16 protein-coding genes are annotated in these 19,280 nt (G+C 63.9%); 5 read left to right on the forward strand and 11 right to left on the reverse strand.

The genetic code is table 11. The features are described from left to right. Window positions 1-139: 139 nt before the first annotated feature. Complete coding sequence (locus tag NKI39_RS00870; protein WP_023676350.1) at window positions 140-1,066, reverse strand: LysR family transcriptional regulator; 927 nt, start codon at window positions 1,064-1,066, stop codon at window positions 140-142. A gap of 90 nt (window positions 1,067-1,156) precedes the next feature. Continuing rightward, window positions 1,157-1,921, reverse strand: coding sequence for a DeoR/GlpR family DNA-binding transcription regulator (locus tag NKI39_RS00875; RefSeq protein WP_352469949.1), 765 nt, complete (start codon window positions 1,919-1,921; stop codon window positions 1,157-1,159). A 435-nt stretch (window positions 1,922-2,356) separates the two neighbouring features. Between NKI39_RS00875 and NKI39_RS00880 the strand changes: the two genes are divergently transcribed. Together NKI39_RS00880 and NKI39_RS00885 are read left to right on the forward strand one after the other, a co-directional pair. After that, window positions 2,357-3,241 (forward strand): phosphotransferase family protein, encoded by an 885-nt coding sequence (locus NKI39_RS00880; RefSeq protein ID WP_023676353.1) that lies wholly within the window; start codon window positions 2,357-2,359, stop codon window positions 3,239-3,241. Beyond that, a complete protein-coding gene (locus NKI39_RS00885) occupies window positions 3,238-5,691 on the forward strand; it encodes a GcvT family protein (RefSeq protein WP_352830325.1) in 2,454 nt (817 codons plus the stop codon). Before NKI39_RS00880 ends, NKI39_RS00885 begins: the two co-directional genes overlap by 4 nt. Window positions 5,692-5,709: 18 nt before the next feature. Here NKI39_RS00885 and NKI39_RS00890 read toward each other — a convergent pair whose 3' ends face one another. Then, window positions 5,710-6,342 carry a class I SAM-dependent DNA methyltransferase gene (locus tag NKI39_RS00890; protein WP_352830328.1) on the reverse strand — a complete coding sequence of 211 codons (633 nt, stop codon included), beginning with the start codon at window positions 6,340-6,342 and terminating at the stop codon, window positions 5,710-5,712. A 103-nt stretch (window positions 6,343-6,445) separates the two neighbouring features. Here NKI39_RS00890 and NKI39_RS00895 point away from each other — a divergent pair, with 103 nt between their 5' ends. Beyond that, window positions 6,446-7,348 carry a phosphotransferase gene (locus NKI39_RS00895; RefSeq protein ID WP_352469952.1) on the forward strand — a complete coding sequence of 301 codons (903 nt, stop codon included), beginning with the start codon at window positions 6,446-6,448 and terminating at the stop codon, window positions 7,346-7,348. On the opposite strand, the gene NKI39_RS00900 is transcribed toward NKI39_RS00895, so the two are convergent. The 3 genes from NKI39_RS00900 to ilvD form a co-directional block, all read right to left on the reverse strand. After that, complete coding sequence (locus NKI39_RS00900) at window positions 7,345-8,265, reverse strand: DMT family transporter (protein ID WP_352813803.1); 921 nt, start codon at window positions 8,263-8,265, stop codon at window positions 7,345-7,347. The two genes, NKI39_RS00895 and NKI39_RS00900, sit on opposite strands and share 4 nt — an antisense overlap. 219 nt (window positions 8,266-8,484) lie before the next feature. Next, window positions 8,485-9,759 carry an amidohydrolase family protein gene (locus NKI39_RS00905; RefSeq protein WP_352469954.1) on the reverse strand — a complete coding sequence of 425 codons (1,275 nt, stop codon included), beginning with the start codon at window positions 9,757-9,759 and terminating at the stop codon, window positions 8,485-8,487. A 231-nt stretch (window positions 9,760-9,990) separates the two neighbouring features. Further along, window positions 9,991-11,835, reverse strand: a complete 1,845-nt coding sequence (gene ilvD / locus NKI39_RS00910; RefSeq protein ID WP_352767211.1) for a dihydroxy-acid dehydratase — start codon at window positions 11,833-11,835, stop codon at window positions 9,991-9,993. Between the two features lie 286 nt (window positions 11,836-12,121). Between ilvD and NKI39_RS00915 the strand changes: the two genes are divergently transcribed. Next, window positions 12,122-12,595, forward strand: coding sequence for a VOC family protein (locus tag NKI39_RS00915; protein WP_352743080.1), 474 nt, complete (start codon window positions 12,122-12,124; stop codon window positions 12,593-12,595). Between the two features lie 172 nt (window positions 12,596-12,767). On the opposite strand, the gene NKI39_RS00920 is transcribed toward NKI39_RS00915, so the two are convergent. The 4 genes from NKI39_RS00920 to NKI39_RS00935 all read right to left on the reverse strand — a co-directional run bounded on the left by NKI39_RS00920 (window position 12,768) and on the right by NKI39_RS00935 (window position 16,622). Beyond that, entirely contained in the window at window positions 12,768-14,360 is a 1,593-nt protein-coding gene (locus NKI39_RS00920) for a peptide chain release factor 3 (protein ID WP_023676361.1), read from the reverse strand. Window positions 14,361-14,476: 116 nt separating this feature from the next. Next, window positions 14,477-14,839 (reverse strand): hypothetical protein, encoded by a 363-nt coding sequence (locus tag NKI39_RS00925; RefSeq protein WP_352767209.1) that lies wholly within the window; start codon window positions 14,837-14,839, stop codon window positions 14,477-14,479. A gap of 260 nt (window positions 14,840-15,099) precedes the next feature. Then, window positions 15,100-16,026: a haloalkane dehalogenase gene (locus tag NKI39_RS00930; RefSeq protein WP_352767207.1), complete on the reverse strand. Its 927-nt coding sequence runs from the start codon at window positions 16,024-16,026 to the stop codon at window positions 15,100-15,102. Beyond that, entirely contained in the window at window positions 16,023-16,622 is a 600-nt protein-coding gene (locus tag NKI39_RS00935; RefSeq protein ID WP_352614617.1) for a TetR/AcrR family transcriptional regulator, read from the reverse strand. The genes NKI39_RS00930 and NKI39_RS00935 overlap by 4 nt, the downstream gene beginning before the upstream one ends. Window positions 16,623-16,740: 118 nt before the next feature. Between NKI39_RS00935 and NKI39_RS00940 the strand changes: the two genes are divergently transcribed. Continuing rightward, the gene (locus tag NKI39_RS00940; protein WP_352767205.1) at window positions 16,741-17,817 is read left to right on the forward strand and encodes an NAD(P)/FAD-dependent oxidoreductase; all 1,077 of its coding nucleotides are present in this window, start codon (window positions 16,741-16,743) and stop codon (window positions 17,815-17,817) included. On the opposite strand, the gene NKI39_RS00945 is transcribed toward NKI39_RS00940, so the two are convergent. Continuing rightward, window positions 17,811-19,184: an amidase gene (locus tag NKI39_RS00945; protein ID WP_352830334.1), complete on the reverse strand. Its 1,374-nt coding sequence runs from the start codon at window positions 19,182-19,184 to the stop codon at window positions 17,811-17,813. The two genes, NKI39_RS00940 and NKI39_RS00945, sit on opposite strands and share 7 nt — an antisense overlap. Window positions 19,185-19,280: the final 96 nt, after the last annotated feature.

Consider the following 19,280-nt stretch of genomic DNA (forward strand, 5'->3'; position numbering starts at 1 on the left):
CTTAGAGCGTACTATGTGCGTCCAATTGGACGCACGTCGCGCTCTAACGGCAGCTTTGTTCCCTGACCGAAAAGTGCTGCGAAATTTCCGGTTTCGCAAATTCATTTATCAGAAAGCCGATATCGATTTTTCCGATACGTCAGCGGCCAATCTTCTCGGGCCGTTGGCGCACCATGCGCTGCGACTGGGCAAGTCCGATGAAGTCGCGCGCCGCCTGCGGCAGACCGGAGCCGCGCCGCCAGACCATGCCGACCTGGACGACCGGCAACGATCCCGAAATATCGCGCGATTCGATGCGGTCGCCTTCCAGCGACCATGGCCGGTAGACGAGGTCGGGCAGCAGCGCCACGCCGGCGCCGGTAGCGACGAGGCTGCGTACCGCTTCGACCGAGCGGGTGCGGAAGGCGACATGCGGCTTGGCGCCGATTGCCGTCAGCAGCTTTCCGGTATTCTCCTCGATCTCGTCGACGGTCAGCATGATCAGCGGTTCCGAGGCGATGTCGCCGATGCCGATGATGTCGGCACCGGCCAAGGGGTGGCCGAGCGGCAGCCACAGCCGGTAGGCCGAGACTTCGAGGATTTCGGACTGCAGTGCCGTGCGGTCGCGCAGGTTCGAGGTGACCATGACGGCAATGTCGAGCTTGCCGCCAATTAACAGGTGCTCGAGATAGTCGCCATTGTCCTCGATTGCCGAGACCTCGACACCCGGATAGGCGCGGCGGTAGCGGGCAAGAAGATCGGAAAGCACATAGCCGGCGACCAGCGAGGTGACGCCAAGTTGCAGCCGCCCGCTTGCCGCGGCCTGTTCGCCGAAGAAGGCGCGGCGCGCATCGGAAACGTCGGCCAGGATCTTTCTCGCATGGCGCAGGAACTGGTGGCCTTTGTGGGTGATGTTCAAGCCGCGCGGGTGGCGCTCGAACAACTCGACGCCGAGATCGTGCTCCAGCTCCTTGATCGCCTCGGTGACCGACGATTGCGAGATCGACAGGTTCTGGGCGGCGCCCGACACTGTGCCCTGCTCGGCGACGGCGATAAAGAACTGCAATTGGCGGATGGTGAAAGCCATGGCCGGACTAAACACGGCAGACGCGGCGCTGGGAAGTGGATGCTGGAGCAGATCTCCCGACAGAGCTCACGATAGAGCTCAGCCCTCGCTTCAGCCATCGGCAATGCTGAGCCGTGCGCCGGCCTGGGCAAGGGCGGCAGCGATGTCGTGCGGCGGCGGACGGTCGGTCGCGAGTTCGGAAAAGCCGCCGAAGCCGCAGACCTGAACAAGGCCCTGGCGGCCGAATTTGCTATGGTCGGTGACGACAAGCGAACGCTGGCCGCGCGACAGCACCATGCGGGCGAATTCGGCCTCTTCCAGATCATAGTCCATGACGCCGGTAACGGCATCGACCGCACCGGTCGATATCACAGCATGGCTGACGGAAAAGCGGCTGACGAATTCGATGGCCGAGACGCCGAAGGCAGCACCGGAATCGCTGCGCAGCTCGCCGCCGGCCATGTAGACCTTATTGCCGTTGACAGTGGCCAGTGTGCGGGCGATGTCGGAGGAGTTGGTGACGACCGTCAGCCGCCGGTGGCCGAGCAGTTCCCGGGCCAGGAAAGAGGTGGTGGTGCCGGTGTCGAGCATGATCGATTCGCCGTCGCGGATGGTGGCGGCGACCATGCGCGCTATTGCTCGCTTGGCATCGGCGTTCTCGCGCATGCGCCGCTCGAACGGCGCTTCGCCGGCAATCGAAGGCAGGCCGACGGCGCCGTGCATCTTGAGGATGGAACCGTCGCTGGTCAGTGGCTTGACGTCGCGGCGTACTGTCTCCAGCGAGACGCCCAGCCGGTCGGCCAGGCTCGCAATGGTCACGGTGCCTTCCTCCTTGAGGAGGCGCAGGATTTCGCCATGCCGCTTCGAGTGGACCATCGGTTCCATCCGGTCGGATTGTTGCACCGCTGACCGCTTCTACGACATAAATGCCACTAACTCCAAGGAATTTAGCAAAATTCGGGCAAAAAACCAGAAAATACCACAAATTCGCGTTGACAACGCCTCCAGCGTGGCGCGACATTATCGCTGTGACAGGCTCGGAACGGAGGACGACGGCTGAGCCGCACGAAAAATCGCTTGCCCGAACGCCCGGGAGATCGTCGGGTGCAAGGGTCCCGAAATTCAGGATCCGCGGGGGCGGATGCCGGCGTCGAAGAACCCGGCACAAAGGGGCTCGTCGGTGCGGTGCGGGATACCGATCCCGAGATCTGCACCGACGAGATCTTCGCGTTGCCTCCATTCCTCCGTCCGATTGTCATCGCTGGCCAGCCGTGACATGCGTGGAAAATTGACCCAATGTTGGACGACATCGTGACTGTCGAAGACCGCATCCGTGCGCTGCCTTGCTGGACCGGCAGCATCGACATCGCGCCGCTGCCGGGCGGGCTGAGCAATGCCAATTATCTGGTCAAGGACGCGGCCGGGCGGCACGTCGTGCGGCTCGGCCAGGACTATCCGTTCCACCATGTCTTTCGCGAGCGCGAGATGATGACGGCGCGGGCAGCGCACGCGGCAGGCTTCGCTCCGGCCGTCCACTACACTGGACCCGGCGTCATGGTGACGGAGTACCTCGGCGCCAAGGCCTATGTCGCGCAGGACGTGCGCGCCGATCTCGGCCGCGTTGCCGCGTTGCTGCGCGGTTTCCACCGGGAGATGCCCGGTCATGTCTCCGGCGCCGGCTTCATGTTCTGGGTATTCCATGTCATTCGCGACTATGCGCGCACGCTGGAGGAAGGCCGCAGCCGCAAGCTGGGCGAACTGCCGCGCCTGCTGACGCTGGCGGACGAGCTCGAGCGCGCGCAAAAGCTGCTGCCGATCGTCTTCGGCCATAATGACCTCTTGCCGGCTAACATAATCGACGACGGTCACAGGCTGTGGCTCATCGATTTCGAATATGCAGGCTTCAACACCGCGATGTTCGACCTTGCCGGCGCGGCGTCGAATGCAGGCATGAGCGACGAGGAGTCCTTCGCCTTCCTCACCGCCTATTTCATGAAGGAGCCGGACCCGGCGATACGGCGCTCGCACGCCGCCATGCAATGCGCGTCGCTGCTGCGTGAGGCGATGTGGGGCATGGTTTCCGAGCTTTACCTCGACGCGCCCGGTGTCGACTACGCCGCCTACGCCGACGAAAACCTGGCGCGGCTCGAAGCCGCCCTGGAAAACTACAGGACAAAATACGGGACGCGGACATGACCTTGCCCGCCCAGGCCGGGATCGTCGTCATCGGCGGTGGCATCATCGGCTGTTCGACGGCCTATCATCTGGCGCGCGACCACAAGGCCGAAATCGTACTGCTCGAACAGGGCAAACTGACCTCGGGTTCGACCTGGCATGCTGCCGGGCTGGTCGGCCAGCTGCGCTCGTCGGCGTCGATCACGCGCGTGCTCAAATATTCGGTCGATCTCTACAAGGGGCTGGAAGCCGAAACCGGCCTCGCCACCGGTTGGAAGATGACTGGCTGCCTGCGCCTCGCCACCAATGGCGACCGCTGGATCGAGTATAAGCGGCTGGCAACGACGGCTAAGAGCTTCGGCATGGACATGCATCTGCTGTCGCCGGCCGAGGTCAAGGAAATGTGGCCGCTGCTGGAAACCGGCGACCTCGTCGGCGCGTCCTGGCTGCCGACCGACGGTCAGGCAAGCCCTTCCGACATCACCCAGTCGCTGGCCAAGGGTGCGCGCATGCATGGCGCAAAATTGTTCGAGGAGGTGCGGGTCACCGGCTTCGAAATGAGAGACGGCCGCATCACCGCGGTAAAGACCAGCAAGGGCGATATCGCCTGCGACAAGGTAGTGAACTGCGCCGGGCAATGGGCGCGGCAGGTGGGTGCGCTCGCCGGGATAAACGTGCCGCTGCAGCCGGTGAAGCACCAGTACATCATCACCGAAAAGATCGATGGCCTGCCGACCGACGCGCCGACAATTCGCGACCCCGATCGCCGCACCTATTTCAAGGAGGAGGTCGGCGGGTTGGTGATGGGCGGCTACGAGCCGAACCCGCAGGCGTGGACGACCGGTCTACCGGGCGGCGATGTGCCGGACGATTGGGAGTTCCGGCTGTTCGACGATGATTACGATCATTTCGAGCAGCATATGAGCCAGGCGATCGAGCGTGTCCCGGCGCTCGCCAATGCCGGCGTCAGGCAGATGATCAACGGGCCGGAGAGCTTTACGCCGGATGGCAATTTCATCCTCGGTGTGGCGCCGGAATGCGCCAATATGTTCGTCGGCGCCGGCTTCAATGCCTTTGGCATCGCGTCCGGCGGCGGCGCCGGCTGGGTGCTGGCGCAATGGGTCGTCGACGGCGAGGCGCCGCTCGATCTGTGGGTGGTCGACATCCGCCGCTTCTCCGATCTCCACCGCGACCGGCAATGGGTCCGCGACCGCACGCTGGAAGCCTATGGCAAGCACTACACGATCGGCTTCCCGCATGAGGAATATGTCAGCGGCCGGCCGCGCATCGTCTCGCCTTTGTACGGGCGGCTGCAAAAACATCGCGCCGTGTTCGGCTCGAAACTTGGCTGGGAGCGGCCGAACTGGTTCGCGCCGGAAGGCATCGAGCCGAAGGACGTCTATTCGATGGGCCGCCAGAACTGGTTCCCGGCGGTTGGCGACGAGCACCGCCACGTGCGCGAAAAGATCGGTATTTTCGACCAGTCGTCTTTCGCCAAATGCGAAGTGACCGGAGCCGACGCGCTGAAGGCGCTGGACTGGATCTGCGCGAACGACGTCGCCAAGCCGGTCGGCCGGCTGACCTACACGCAGCTTCTCAACACGCGCGGCGGCATCGAGGCCGATTTGACCGTGGCGAGGCTCGCTGAGGAGAAATTCTACATCGTCACCGGCACCGGTTTCCGCACGCATGATTTCTCCTGGATTGCCGATCATATCGGCAGGGAGTTCGACGTGACGCTGACCGACGTCACGGAGGATTTCGGCACATTGTCGCTGATGGGGCCGCGCGCCCGTGACGTGCTATCAGCGGTGACCGATGCCGACGTCTCGAATGCCGCCTTTCCATTCGGCCATGTTCGCGAGATCGCCATTGCCGGTCACGCCGTCCGGGCACTGCGCGTCACCTATGTCGGCGAACTCGGCTGGGAACTGCATGCGCCGATCGCGGCGACGGGCGAGGTTTTCGACGCGCTGATGACGGCGGGCGCTGTCCACGACATTCGCCCGGTCGGCTATCGGGCGCTGGAATCGCTGCGGCTGGAAAAGGGCTACCGCGCCTGGGGCGCCGACATTACACCCAACGACACGCCGCAGGAGGCCGGCCTCGGCTGGGCGGTGAAGCTCAGGAAGAACACCGATTTCCTCGGCCGGCGGGCGCTTGAAAAGCTCGATGGCTCGACGCTCAGCAAACGCTTTGCCGGCTTCACCGTCGATGATCCGGACGTCGTGCTGCTCGGGCGCGAGACCATCCTGCGCAACGGCGAGGCGGTCGGTTATCTCACCAGCGGCGGCTATGGCTACACCATCGGCAAGAACATCGGCTACGGCTATGTGCGCAATGCCGATGGCGTCAACGATGATTTCCTTACCTCCGGCAACTACGAGCTGGTGGTGGCAATGGAACGGAAGCCGGCTAAGATACACCTCGAGCCGCTTTACGATCCGGCAGGAGCAAAGGTGAAGGCATAGAGCCTTCCGGTTTCAGCCTCAGTTCACGATGAGCACCAGCCCCCGGCTCGGCACGGTATCGGCCTCGCCTGGCATCGAAACATAGGGCGGCGTCTCTTCGGCGCGCGTGACGGTGCCTTGCGCCTCGAGCTCGGCGATCCGCGCGGCAAACCCGGCATCCCACAGCGTGTTCTTCACTGTCAGCACGATCACCCCGCCCGGCCGGCAGATGCGGATCAGCTCGTCCAGACCCTCGGCCCCGACATGGCCGGACGTGAAGACGCCGGCTGAGATGATCCCGGCATAGGCGTCGTCCACGAAGGGCAGCGGTCCGCCAAGCGCCAGGCAGTGCAGCGCTGAATAGACGCCCTTGCGCGCGGCTTGCGCCAGCATGCCTTCCGAGATGTCGAGCGCCTCGACCTGCGGATAACCGGTAATGGCAAGCCATTCGCCGATGAGCCCGGTGCCGGCGCCGGCATCGAGCAGAGGAGCGGCGCCGCGCGCCAGATGGCGGGCCAGCAAGGCAAGGCAGATGGTGGGATGGCGATAGCGAGCCACCGACATGTCGGCGTCATAGGTGCCTGCCCACCTGTCGTAAAGAGCCGCGACGTCTTCCGGCCGCTTCGCCGCATAGGCTGCGGCGAGCGCGCTCTGATGTTTGCTGTTTGTCATTGCTGTCCGTCGCCTGGTATCGATCCGCAACGCGATCATAGCCAAACGGCGAAAACTGTGGAACCGTCGTCGTCCCAATAATACGGGGAAAGGAGCGAAATCCATGGCGGACGACCGGGCGCGCGCCGCACTTGCGGCCATTCCGATGCTGGCCGGCTATGACGGCCCTCTGGAACGGCTCGGCGGTCTCACCAACCTCGTCTTCAGGGGTAAGGATTTCTGCCTGCGTATCCCCGGCAAGGGTACCGAGGAATACATCAACCGTGCCAACGAGGCAGTGGCGGCGCGGGAAGCGGCGAAGGCCGGCGTCAGTCCCGATGTGCTGCATGTCGATGCCGAGACCGGCGTGCTGGTGACCCGCTTCGTTGCCGGTGCCGAGACGATGTCACCGGAAAAGTTCAAGACTCGGCCGGGCAGCCCGGCACGCGCCGGCAAGGCCTTTCGCAAACTGCACACATCCGGCGCGGTGTTCCCCTTCCGCTTCGAGCTGTTTGCGATGATCGACGATTATCTGAAAGTGCTGTCAACCAAGGACGTCGCCCTGCCTGCCGGCTACCACGATGTGGTCCGCGAGGCGGAGGCAGTGCGCTCAGCACTTGCGGCTCAACCTCTGCCGATCGTCGCCTGCCATTGCGACCCGCTATGCGAGAACTTTCTTGATACGGGCGACAGGATGTGGATCGTCGACTGGGAATATTCCGGCATGAACGATCCGCTCTGGGATTTCGGCGACCTCTCGGTCGAAGGGCAATTCGACGAGGCCCAGGACGAAGAAATGATGCGCGCCTATTTCGGCGGCGAGCCGAGACCGGCGGAGCGCGGCCGCATCGTCATCTACAAGGCGATGTGCGACCTGTTGTGGACGCTCTGGGGCTTGATCCAGCTTGCCAACAAAAATCCGGCCGACGACTTTCGCGCCTATGCCGACGGCCGGTTTGCGCGCTGCAAGGCGCTGATGGAGACGCCGGAATTTTCGCGGCATCTCGCGGCAGTGCGCCGGAGTTAATTCACGCCCTTCGGCACATTTTCCGGCGGCACGGAATCGACCACCTTCTGGCGGTGGAAGATGAACAGGCCGGCCAGCACGACGATGGCCGAGCCGATCAGGATGCGCGGCCCAGGCACATCGCCGAAGAAGGCGAGGCCGAAGACCACTGCCCACAACAGCAGGCTGTAATGCAGCGGCGCCAAGGTCGAGGCCGGCGCCAGCTTCAACGCCCTGGTGATCATCAGATGCGCGCCGCAGGAGACGATGCCGAGAAGCAGCATGGCGCCGAAATCGAGCGAGGACGGCGTCTTCCAGCTACCGAGGGTCAACGCAGCGCCGACCAGCAGCGTGCCGATGGTTTGCCAGGTGACCAGCGAGGTGTCGCTGGTGCCGCGCAGCCGCCGATTGAGGATGATGGCGAAGGCAAAGGAAATGCTGCCGGCGAGCGCGAACATCGACGACAGCGAGAACGCGGCCGAGGACGGCTTCAGCATGATCAGCACGCCGCAGAAACCGACCAGGATAGCCGCCCAGCGGCGCCAGCCGACCCTTTCGCCGAGCAGGAAGTGCGACAGCGCCGCGACATAGATCGGCCCGGCCATGTAAAAACTCATCACATCGGCGAGCGGCAGATAGACGACCGCCGCGTAGAACAGCGCCGTGTCGAGCGTCGTCATCACCACGCGAAGCAGCTGCAGCTCCGGCCGCTCCATGCGAAACAGCTTGGCCGCACCCTGATGTGCAATCATCGGCCCGAGTATGAAAAACGCGCCGATCGAGCGGATCAGCACGACCTGGCCGACGGAAAAACTGGCGACCAGCCACTTGCCCATCGCGTCGTTCAGCGCAAACAGGAAGTCGCCGGCGAGCATCAGCAGGATGCCGGCCAGCAGCACGTTCATGATCGTTGAGCACTGGGCTGCGGGCCGCGCCATTCCGTTACCGGTTCCTCGCCGTGGGGTACGGTGACCCGCGTCGTAGTCGCAAGCTGCGGCCATGACGAGGCGAAAATCGAGAATTCGGTAAGACCAGCGCCGGAAATCGGCTGGACTAATGCATGTCGCGCAAAAGTGTGCAGCGGTTTTGCGATAACGACACGCTTAAAAACAAGACCTTAAAGCGCGTCGCGTGGGTCCGTTCAAACGCGACGCGCTTTAAGCGTGGCGCCGGTTCACCGTGCCCGGCCTTCCGGCGATCGAAAGCCGCGTGTCCTGCCGGCTGCGCTCGGCCACCACCTTGCCCCTGGCGATGACGCAGAGGCGCTCTGGGCGCAGCCGCAGGGCCTCGACTGGGTTGCCGGCATCGAGAACGACCAGGCTGGCGCGCTTGCCGACCGCCAGGCCAAGGTGGTCGAGGCCCATGATGGCGGCATTGACGTTGGTGACCATATCGAAGCAGCGCGCCATCTCGGCCGGGCTCGACATCTGCGCGACATGCAGGCCCATGAAGGCGACGTCGAGCATGTCTGCGGTGCCCAGCGAATACCAGGGGTCGAGCACGCAATCCTGGCCCCAGCCGACGCGGATGCCTTGCGCCAGCATCTCCTTGACCCGCGTCAGTCCGCGGCGCTTGGGAAAGGTGTCGTGGCGGCCCTGCAGCATGATGTTGATCAGCGGATTGGGGATCGCCGAAACGCCGGCCTCGGCAATCAGCGGCAATAGCTTCGAAACGTAGTAATTATCCATCGAATGCATCGATGTCAGGTGCGAGCCGGCCACTCTGCCCTGCAACCCGAGCCGCTGCGTCTCATAGGCAAGCTGCTCGATGTGGCGCGACAGCGGATCGTCGGTCTCGTCGCAATGCAAGTCGACCATAAGGCCGCGCTTCGCCGCGATTTCGCAGAGCTCGGTGACGGAGCGCGTGCCGTCGGCCATTGTGCGCTCGAAATGCGGAATGCCGCCGACGACATCGACGCCTATGTCGAGCGCCCGGATGGTGTTGTCGCGCGCCGTCGGCGAGCGGTAAAACCCGTCCTGCGGGAAGGCGACCAGCTGCAGGTCGATATAGGGGCCAACCGTCTTCTTCACGTCGAGCAGCGCCTCGACCGCCAGCAGGCGGTCGTCGCAAACATCGACATGGGTGCGGATGGCGAGCAGGCCCATCGACACCGCCCAGTCGCAATAGGCGAGCGCACGGTCGCGCACCGCTTCGTGGGTCAGAAGCGGCTTCAACTCGCCCCAAAGCGAGATGCCTTCGAGCAGCGTGCCCGAGACATTGATGCGCGGGATGCCGAGCGAAAGCGTGGCGTCCATATGGAAATGCGGATCGACGAAGGGCGGCGAGACCAGATTGCCATGGGCATCGATCGCCGTGCCGGCGCTGACGTTCAGCTCGGGCTCTATCGCTGCGATCGTTTCGCCGACGATGCCGATATCCGCGATCCTGCCGTCGGGCAGCGTCCCGCCGCGCACCACAAGGTCAAAATCCATCTAGCGCCACCTCGTTCAAAAAAGCCGTTTCTTTCCATGCAGCGTGCTGCCGCAAGGCGGAACCTTCAGGCGCGGCCCTTCCCTTCTTCCCTTGTGGAAGAAGGTGGCCGCGAAGCGGCCAGACGAGGGGTGTTCCAGCTTGGCGCCGGCGGCACTCCGTCCAGCACCCCTCAACCGTCTTGGCGCTGCGCGCCAATCCACCTTCTCCCACAAAGGGAGAAGGAAAAGCCTCTATTCCGGCACGTACCGCACCGCCCCCTTGGCGGCACTTGTCGCCATCGCCGCATAGGCGCGCAAGGCCGTCGTCACCTTGCGCTTGCGCTTTTCTTCGGGCTTCCAGGCAGCCGTTCCCCTGGCCTCCATCGCGGCGCGACGGGCGATGAGTTCGGCGTCGTCGACAGCAAGCCTGATGGTGCGGTTGGGGATATCGATCTCGATCGTGTCGCCTTCCCTGACCAGCCCGATCAGACCGCCTTCCGCGGCTTCCGGCGAGACATGGCCGATCGACAGGCCGGAGGTGCCGCCGGAAAAACGACCGTCGGTGATCAGTGCGCAGGCTTTGCCGAGGCCTTTCGACTTCAAATAGCTGGTCGGGTAGAGCATTTCCTGCATGCCGGGTCCGCCGCGTGGCCCTTCATAGCGAATGACGACGACATCGCCGGCCTTGATCTCGTTCGACAGGATCGCCTTGACGCTGGCGTCCTGACTTTCGAACACTCTTGCCGGACCGGTGAATTTCAGGATCGATTCATCGACGCCCGCCGTCTTCACGATGCAGCCATCGAGTGCCAGATTGCCTTTCAGCACGGCAAGGCCGCCATCCCTGGAGAAAGGATGTTCGGCCGAGCGGATGACGCCCTTCTCGCGGTCGAGATCGAGATCGTCCCAGCGGCGGTCCTGGCTGAACGCGACTTGCGTCGGCACGCCGCCGGGTGCCGCCAGGAAGAAATCGCGGACATTCTGGCTGGTGGTGCGCGAAATATCCCAATGATCGAGCGCTTCGCCGAGGCTTGCGGCGTGCACCGTCGGCAGGTCGCGGTTGATCAGCCCGGCGCTATCCAACTGGCCGAGGATGGCCATGATGCCGCCGGCGCGATGGACATCCTCCATGTGGACGTCAGCCTTGGCCGGAGCCACCTTGCACAGCACCGGCACCCGCCGCGACAGCCGGTCGATGTCCTCCATGGTGAAGTCGACCTCGCCCTCATGTGCTGCGGCGAGGATGTGCAGGACCGTGTTAGTCGAGCCGCCCATGGCGATGTCGAGCGTCATGGCGTTCTCGAAGGCGCCCTTCGAGGCGATGCTGCGCGGCAGCGCGGTGTCATCGTCCTGCTCGTAATAGCGCTGGGCGAGATCGACGATCAGATGACCGGCCTCGACAAACAGCCGCTTGCGGTCGGCATGCGTGGCCAACGTCGAGCCGTTGCCGGGCAGCGAGAGGCCGAGCGCCTCGGTCAGGCAGTTCATCGAATTGGCGGTGAACATGCCGGAGCAGGAGCCACAGGTCGGACAGGCCGAGCGCTCGATGATCCTGACGTCCTCGTCGGACACCTTGTCGTCGGCGGCTGCGACCATAGCGTCGACCAGGTCAAGCGCCTGGGTCTTGCCGGCGAGCACCACCTTGCCGGCCTCCATCGGCCCGCCGGAGACGAAGACGGTCGGGATGTTGAGGCGCAGCGACGCCATCAGCATGCCGGGCGTGATCTTGTCGCAATTCGAGATGCAGACCATCGCGTCGGCGCAGTGCGCGTTGACCATGTATTCGACCGAGTCGGCGATCAATTCGCGCGACGGCAGCGAATAGAGCATGCCGTCATGGCCCATGGCGATGCCGTCATCGACGGCAATGGTGTTGAACTCCTTGGCAACGCCGCCGGCTTTTTCGATCTCGCGGGCAACCAGCTGGCCGAGATCCTTCAAATGGACATGGCCCGGCACGAATTGGGTGAAGGAATTGACCACGGCAATGATCGGCTTGCCGAAATCCGAATCCTTCATGCCGGTAGCGCGCCACAGGCCGCGGGCGCCGGCCATGTTGCGGCCATGGGTGGTGGTGCGGGAACGGTAGGCGGGCATTGAACTGTCCTTGCTGTCTGCGTCGCGCCCAAAGGTGCGGAAAACCGGAATTGAGCCGCAGGCCTTATAGACGGCACACTCTGGTCTGGCCACAATTTTGCGCTGCGCCAGGGTGCGGAACGAGCGGCCAGCCAAAGACGCAGCCGGTCCAGGCCGTAAAAAAGTCAGAAGCGCTGTCGGATCGTGGTTTGCTCGAGCGTCCTTGAGCAGACGGCGGACCGGGCATCAATTGCCAGCCGGCCGTTTGCGAGCGAAACAAGCCAAAACCAGCCCGAGGAGCAAGCGAATGCAAAAGATCACCCCCTGCCTGTGGTTCGACGACCAGGCCGAGGAGGCCATGAACCATTACATCTCCATCTTCAAGAATTCGAAGGTGCTGAGCGTGATGCGCTGGCCCAAGGGCAGCGGCGATAATGAGGGCAAGGTGCTGATGGTCTCATTCGAGCTCGACGGCGTTCAGTTCCAGGCGCTCAACGGCGGCCCGCAATTCAAGTTCACCCAGGCAGTCTCGCTCTCCATCGACTGCAAGACGCAGGAAGAGGTCGACTATTTCTGGGACAGGCTCATCGCGGGCGGTGGCCAGCCCAGCCAGTGCAGCTGGCTGAAGGACAGATTCGGCCTCTCCTGGCAGGTCGTTCCCGAACAGCTGCCCAGGCTGCTGCTGGACCCCGACACGGAAAAGGCTGGCCGCGTGATGCAGGCGATGATGCAGATGAGCAAGATCGACATCGCCAAGATCGAAGAGGCAGCCAAGGGGTGAATGGAACGCGATCTTGCCTTCTCCCCCTGTGGGAGAAGGTGGATCGGCGCGAAGCGCCGAGACGGTTGAGGGGTGTGGGACGGAATGAGACGTTGGTGTTTTCTGGAACACCCCTCATCCGTCGCCTTCGGCGACACCTTCTCCCACAAGGGGAGAAGGGAAAACCAACAGCTCAAGCCGCCCTGTCGCGGACCTGATAATCCTTGACCGCGGTGAAGCGGATCGCCTTCCAGCGCTCGGCCTCGTAGTTGAGCGAGAAGGCGTGCTGGGCGAGGAACACCGGATCGTTGTCGAGATCGCGGGCGATGTCGCCGCGATGCGCCTCGATGAAGCGCTGGAGCTCGGCCCTGTCGTCGGCCGATATCCAGCGGCAGACGGAAAAGCGCGACATCTCGAAATCGACCGGCAGGGTGTATTCGAAGTTCAGCCGCTCTTTCAGGACATCGAGCTGCAGGGCGCCGACGACACCGACGATGGCCGGCGAGCCGTCCTCCGGCGAGAACAATTGCACGACGCCTTCCTCGGCCATCTGGTGCAGTGCTTCCTTGAGCTTCTTGGCTTTCATGGCATCGCCGAGGCGAACGCGGCGCAGGATTTCAGGCGCAAAATTCGGCACGCCGCGAAACAGGATCTCCTCGCCTTCGGTCAGCGTGTCGCCGATGCGCAGCGTGCCGTGGTTGGGGATGCCGACGACATCGCCGGCGAACGCCTCGTCGGCCGTGACGCGGGTGCGGGCGAAGAAGAATTGCGGTGCCGACAGGCTCATCGGTTTTCCCGTGCGCACCAGCTTGGCCTTCATGCCGCGCTCGAGCTTGCCGGAGCAGACGCGGACGAAAGCGATGCGGTCGCGGTGATTGGGGTCCATATTGGCCTGGATCTTGAAGACGAAGGAGGTCATCTTGTCCTCTGTCGCCTCGACCTTGCGGCTGTCGGCCTCCTGCGCGCGCGGCGGCGGCCCATAGGCGCCGAGTGCCTCGATCAGGTCGCGCACGCCGTAATTGCGCAGCGCCGAGCCGAAATAGACCGGGGTCAGATGGCCCTCGCGGAAGGCATCGAGGTCGAGCGGGCGACAGGCCGCGCGCGCCAGCTCCAGCTCCTCGATGAAGGCCTCGCGCTCGTTCTCCGGCAACAGGCCGGCGACGCGGTTGGAATCGGGTCCATTGACCGGCGTGCGCTCCTTTTCGGCGTCGCCCTTGCGCACCGCGTTCAGCGCCAGATGGTAGGTCCCGGAAAAGGTCTTGCCGCGGCCGATCGGCCAGGTGATCGGCGCTGTATCCAGTGCCAGCTTCTGCTCGATCTCGTCGAGGATGTCGAATGGGTCTCGGCTTTCGCGGTCCATTTTGTTGACGAAGGTGATGATCGGGATATCGCGCAGCCGGCAGACCTCGAACAGTTTCAGCGTGCGCGGCTCGATGCCCTTGGCGGCGTCGATCACCATGACCGCGCTGTCGACCGCCGACAGCGTGCGATAGGTGTCGTCGGCGAAATCCTCGTGGCCGGGCGTGTCGAGCAGGTTGAAGACGGTGTCCTCGTATTCGAAGGTCATCACCGAGGTGACCACCGAAATGCCGCGCTCGCGTTCGATCTTCATCCAGTCCGAGCGGGTCTGGATGCGGTCCTTCTTGGCCTTGACCTCGCCGGCAAGCTGGATGGCGCCGCCGAACAAAAGCAGTTTTTCGGTGAGCGTCGTCTTGCCGGCGTCGGGGTGGGCAATGATCGCGAAAGTGCGGCGGCGCGATACCGCTTGTTCGATGTCTTCAGCCAATTTCATGGAATCCTGTCTGTGGCGCGGGCTTCTAGCAGCGCTTTTCCGGCCTGTCGAACGGAAACACCCTTCGCACTCAATGCCAGATGATGCGAATATCACTGCGGGCCGCGAGTTCAGTCACGGATCACAGCCGCTTCAGTGACCGAACCGGCATCATCCGTGCGGATGGCGAGCCATTCATAGTCGATCGAAAGCAATCCCCTTTCCGGGCCAAGGACATAGACCAGGCTCCAATCGGAGAACTTGTCGGTCTCAGGCGGCGCGCCGAGCGCCGCAAGGACTTCTGCCCGCGATTTCCCAACCAACCACCCAGTCAGCACCAGGCTGTCAGCGATGCGATGGCGTTTATGCAAAGGATCCAGCCAGTTGTCGTCCTGCCACCAAGATCGAACGAACGGCAGCGGGCCAAAGAAGACGGCATAGACAATGGCGGCTCCGGCTGCAGCAAAAACCAACCCTTTTATCCAGCGGCGCAAATGACCCTCATGTGATTGAGCTGAACGTTTCCAGTGAGGCGATCGTCATCGACCCGCTTCGAGAGCGGTCCCGGCAACGCCCTTGGTAAGTCTGTAGCATGGTGGCAATGAGGGCAAGAAGTCCTGGGCGTTTGAAGGTACACGGCCGTGAGCAAGAACATCATCGTCATTGGATCCGGCATCATTGGCGCCTCCATCGCTTGGCACCGGCAGAGCTAAGCTGTCGACCTCTCCGGCTGCCGCCGGTTCACGTCCCGACGTCAGGCCGATTCGGTCGCTCGGCTCTCGAAGGCCACCTCCGGAATCCACTCGGCAATTGTGGCGCCGATCCTGTCGGCATGGTCCTCCTGTAGATAATGCGCGCCGGGTCCGAGATCGATCAACCGGCAGTTCTTCATGCCGGCCGCGAATTCCCGTGCCGCATGCGGCGAGACGAGGGCCCCCGGATCGCCTGAGAAAAGCAGCTTCGGGTAGGAGGAGAGCCGGAGCGCCCGATGGTCGTGCTCGCTGATGGCAGCGACATCGGCGGGCTGGCCTTCAATCGGCAGGTCGCGCGGCAGCCGCAGGATCGGCTTGCGCGATTGCGGCGTCGGGAACGGTGCCCGGTAGGAGGCCATTTCCTCATCGCTCATCGTGCGCAGCACCGCAGCCGGAAGCACCTTTTCGACGAAGACGTTGTCTTCCAGGACAAGCTTCTCACCGACGCCAGGCGTGCGCATTGCCTTGAACAATTCGCGCGCCTGCGGACGCTGGTGAAAATCGTCCCAACTCTCGAAGGGGCGGATGAATTCCATGAAGGCGAGGCCGAGGATCCGCTGCGGCCGCTGGGCCGCGAGATGGAAGGCGAGCGCGGTGCCCCAGTCCTGCGCGACGACCACCACGTCACTGATGCCAAGCGTCTCGATGAAGGCGTCGAGATAGCGGACGTGGTCGAAGAAGCGATAGTCGATGTCCGGCTTGCCGGATTGGCCATAGCCGATCAGGTCGGGCGCAATGCAGCGGCCGAACGGCGCCACATGCGGGATGATGTCGCGCCAGATGTAGGACGACGTCGGGTTGCCGTGCAGGAATAGCACCGTCGGACCGGCAGTACCTGCCTCGACATAGGAGATGGTGGAATCGAGTACCGCGACTTCCGAGCGCGGCACCGTTGTGCGGGATTGCTGCTTTTCGAGTTTCGGGTTCATCGGATCAGCTCCTTTTTTACGAAGACTGTTTTGAAGACGATATTCTTGAAACGCTCGAGCGGTTCGGGACTGCGCTCCACCTTCATGCGCAGCATCGCGCCTTGCCAGGAACTCAACAGGAAATCGGCGAGGTCCTCGGCATCGAACGCGTCGGTGATGTCGCCAGCCGCCTGGCCCTCGGCGATGCATTCGGCAAAGGGCTTGCGCCAGCGTTCGAAGATGGCGACGAGTTGCAGCCTCAGCGCCTCACTGTGAGCCGCCGTCTCGAGGCTGAGATTGCCGATCATGCAGCCCCGTGCCCAATCATGCGCCTCCAGCTTCGACGTGATGATTTCGAGATAGCGGCGCAAGCGCCCGACCGGGGGCGTGCCGTCCCGGGCAAGGGCCTGCTCCGCCAAACCGCTCACATAGGCGAAATAGCGGTCCAGCACCTCGCCGGTGAACGCCTCCTTGGAGGCAAAATGATTGGTGAAGGACCCCGGACGGGCATCGGCCGCGGCGACTATGTCGCGTACGCCGGCGGCCGAATAGCCGGAGCTCCAGATGGTTTTGAAACCGGCGTCGAGAAGTTTTTCGCGAAGTGAATGTCTAGCCATGCCAGGTAAAATACGTACGTACGTATTAAAGTCAAGAGGCACATTTGATATGGCTCGCTCTTGGCAGAACCCACGGGCAATGGCATCGCAGTGGTGGCGTTGGAACGAGGAGTGAAGCATGACAGCTGCGAAAGAAGTGATCGTCATCGGCGCCGGTATCATCGGCGCCTCCATCGCCTGGCACCTGACCAGGGCTGGAGCAAAGGTGACGGTCGTTGCCGGCAGCGGCGCCGGCGGCGTCGCGACACCGAATTCCTTTGCCTGGATCAATGCCAGCTGGGGTAATCCGCAGCCTTACTTCCGACTACGGACTCGATCGATGGCCGAATGGACGCGACTGGCGAACGAGGTGCCCGGCATCCCGTTGCAATGGTGCGGCGGCCTGTGCTGGGACCTGCCACGTCCCGAACTCGAAGCCTATGCGGCCGAGCACTCCGCATGGGGCTACGGCATCGAGCGTGTCGACCTTGCCGGAGCGGCCCGCATCGAGCCCAATCTGACCGAGCTTCCCGATTTCGCCCTTTATGTCGCCGAGGAAGGCGTTGCCGAGCCGGTCGCCGCCACGCAAGCACTGCTGGCCGACGCCGAACGGCGCGGCGCGCGAATTGTAGCCGGGACGACCGCGACCGCTCTGGTGCAAGCCAACGGCAGGCTTGCCGGCGTCGATACATCCGGCGGGCGGATTGCTGCCGACGAGGTGGTGATCGCGGCCGGAGCCGGCTCTCCGGCAATCGCTGCCACAGCCGGGATAGAACTGCCGATCGAAACGCCGCCCGGCCTGATCGTGCATTCGCGCCCCTACGAAAAGCTGCTCAACGGCCTGGTGATCGGCGACCGCCTGCATATGCGCCAGACGGCGGAAGGCCGCGTCATCGCCGGCTCGGATTTCGGCGGCGCCGATCCCGGCATGGATGCCCCGGCCACCGCCCGCGACCTGTTTGCGGCGATGAAGGCGATGCTGCGCGGCGCGGATGGGCTGGAACTCGATTTCCACACCATTGGCTACCGGCCGACCCCGGTCGATGGCTTTCCGATCATAGGCCGCGCCGAAGGCACGAGCGGCGTCTATGTTGCGGTCATGCATTCCGGCATCACGCTGGCGCCGGCCGTCGCCCTGTTCGCCGCCCGCGAAATCCTCGACGGCGAGCGCGATCCGCTGCTTGATCCCTACGGACTGGCGCGGTTTACTCAATAACCGGGCGGGCGGCGAAAGCCGCCGGCCAGCGGCTCGATTGCCCTGGCGATCCCGAGCAGGCGCCGCTCCGACCAGCGTTTGCCGACAAGCTGTAGTCCGATGGGCAGGCCGTCGCGATCTTGTCCGCAGGGCAGCGACAGTGCCGGATGGCCGCTGTAGTTGAACACCGCGCCATAGGCCGGCAGCATCCAGTAGCTTTGCGTCTTGCCGTCGACCCCGATCGGCGTTCCCGGCTCGCAATGCGGGAAGGCGGTGGCCATGGCGACCGGGCACAGCAAGGCGTCGCAGCCGTCGAAGAACCGTTCCCACGCCAGGATGGAGCGGTCGCGGCGGGCGAGCGCCTCGAACCAGCGCGAGACCGGCGTCGGCTTCTCCCGCGGTTGGGGCTGGGCCGCCTCCAGCATCATGCCGATCAGCGCACCGCCTTGCTCCAGGTCGTCGTGCAGGTCGAGCTTCGGCAATTTGGCATCCTCGACGATGGCGCCTGCCGACTGAAGCTCCTTTGCCAGACTTTCGACCGCCGCGCTGATCTCGCCGGCCACCGGAAAGCCCGGAAAGGACGGGGCGACGGCAATGCGCAAATTTCTGAGATCCAGCTCCGGCATGGTTTCGACCGGTACCGGCGCAAGGTCGGTATCGCTTCCATCCGGCCCGGCAATGAGGCCGTAGATCAGTGCCAGGTCCTCGACGCTGCGCGCCAGCGGTCCGAGGCAGGACATCAGCCGCACGCTGCGCGGCGCCCCGCCCGGGTCGGGGAAGGCGCCGGCGAGCGAGACGCGGTGCTCGGTCGGCTTGAGGCCGTAGACGCCACAAAAGGCGGCCGGCAGCCGGATCGAATCCTGCATGTCGGTGCCGACCTCGAACGGCGTCATACCAGTGCCGAGCGCCGCCGCCGCACCGCCGCTGGAGCCGCCGGCGGTGCGCTGGAGGTTCCAGGGGTTGCCGGTGCGGCCGAACAGTGGATTGTCAGACTGCCAGTCACCGAGCATCGTCGCCACGTTCGTCTTGCCCACCAGCACGCCGCCTGCCGCCTTCAGCCGGGCAACGACCGGACTGTCTGCCCTCGGAGCATAGTCGGCGAAGGCCGGGAAGCCGACGGTGGTTCTCATGCCGGCGGTTTCATGCGTGTCTTTCAGTGTGAACGGCACGCCATGCAGCGGCCCAAGGGCCTCGCCGCGCGCCTGCGCGTCGTCGGCTTTGACGGCGCGTTGCCGCGCACCGTCCCGATCGAGGGTTACGACGGCATTGACCGCCTTATTGTGCCTGTCGATCTGCGCCAGATGCTCGTCCAGCACCTCTATTGCGGAAACCGTACGGTCGCGGATGGCCGCGGCCAGTTTGGTGGTCGAGGAAAAGACGATATCCATGGTGAATGCTCCGGGCTATCGCGCCGCGATCCTCAAAATGGCGGATTGGCGCGTGGATACAAGCCTGGCTCGGCATTCGACGATGGCGGCGCTTGA

This window comes from Mesorhizobium sp. M0664, from assembly GCF_040320565.1.
Classification (GTDB): Bacteria; Pseudomonadota; Alphaproteobacteria; order Rhizobiales; family Rhizobiaceae; genus Mesorhizobium.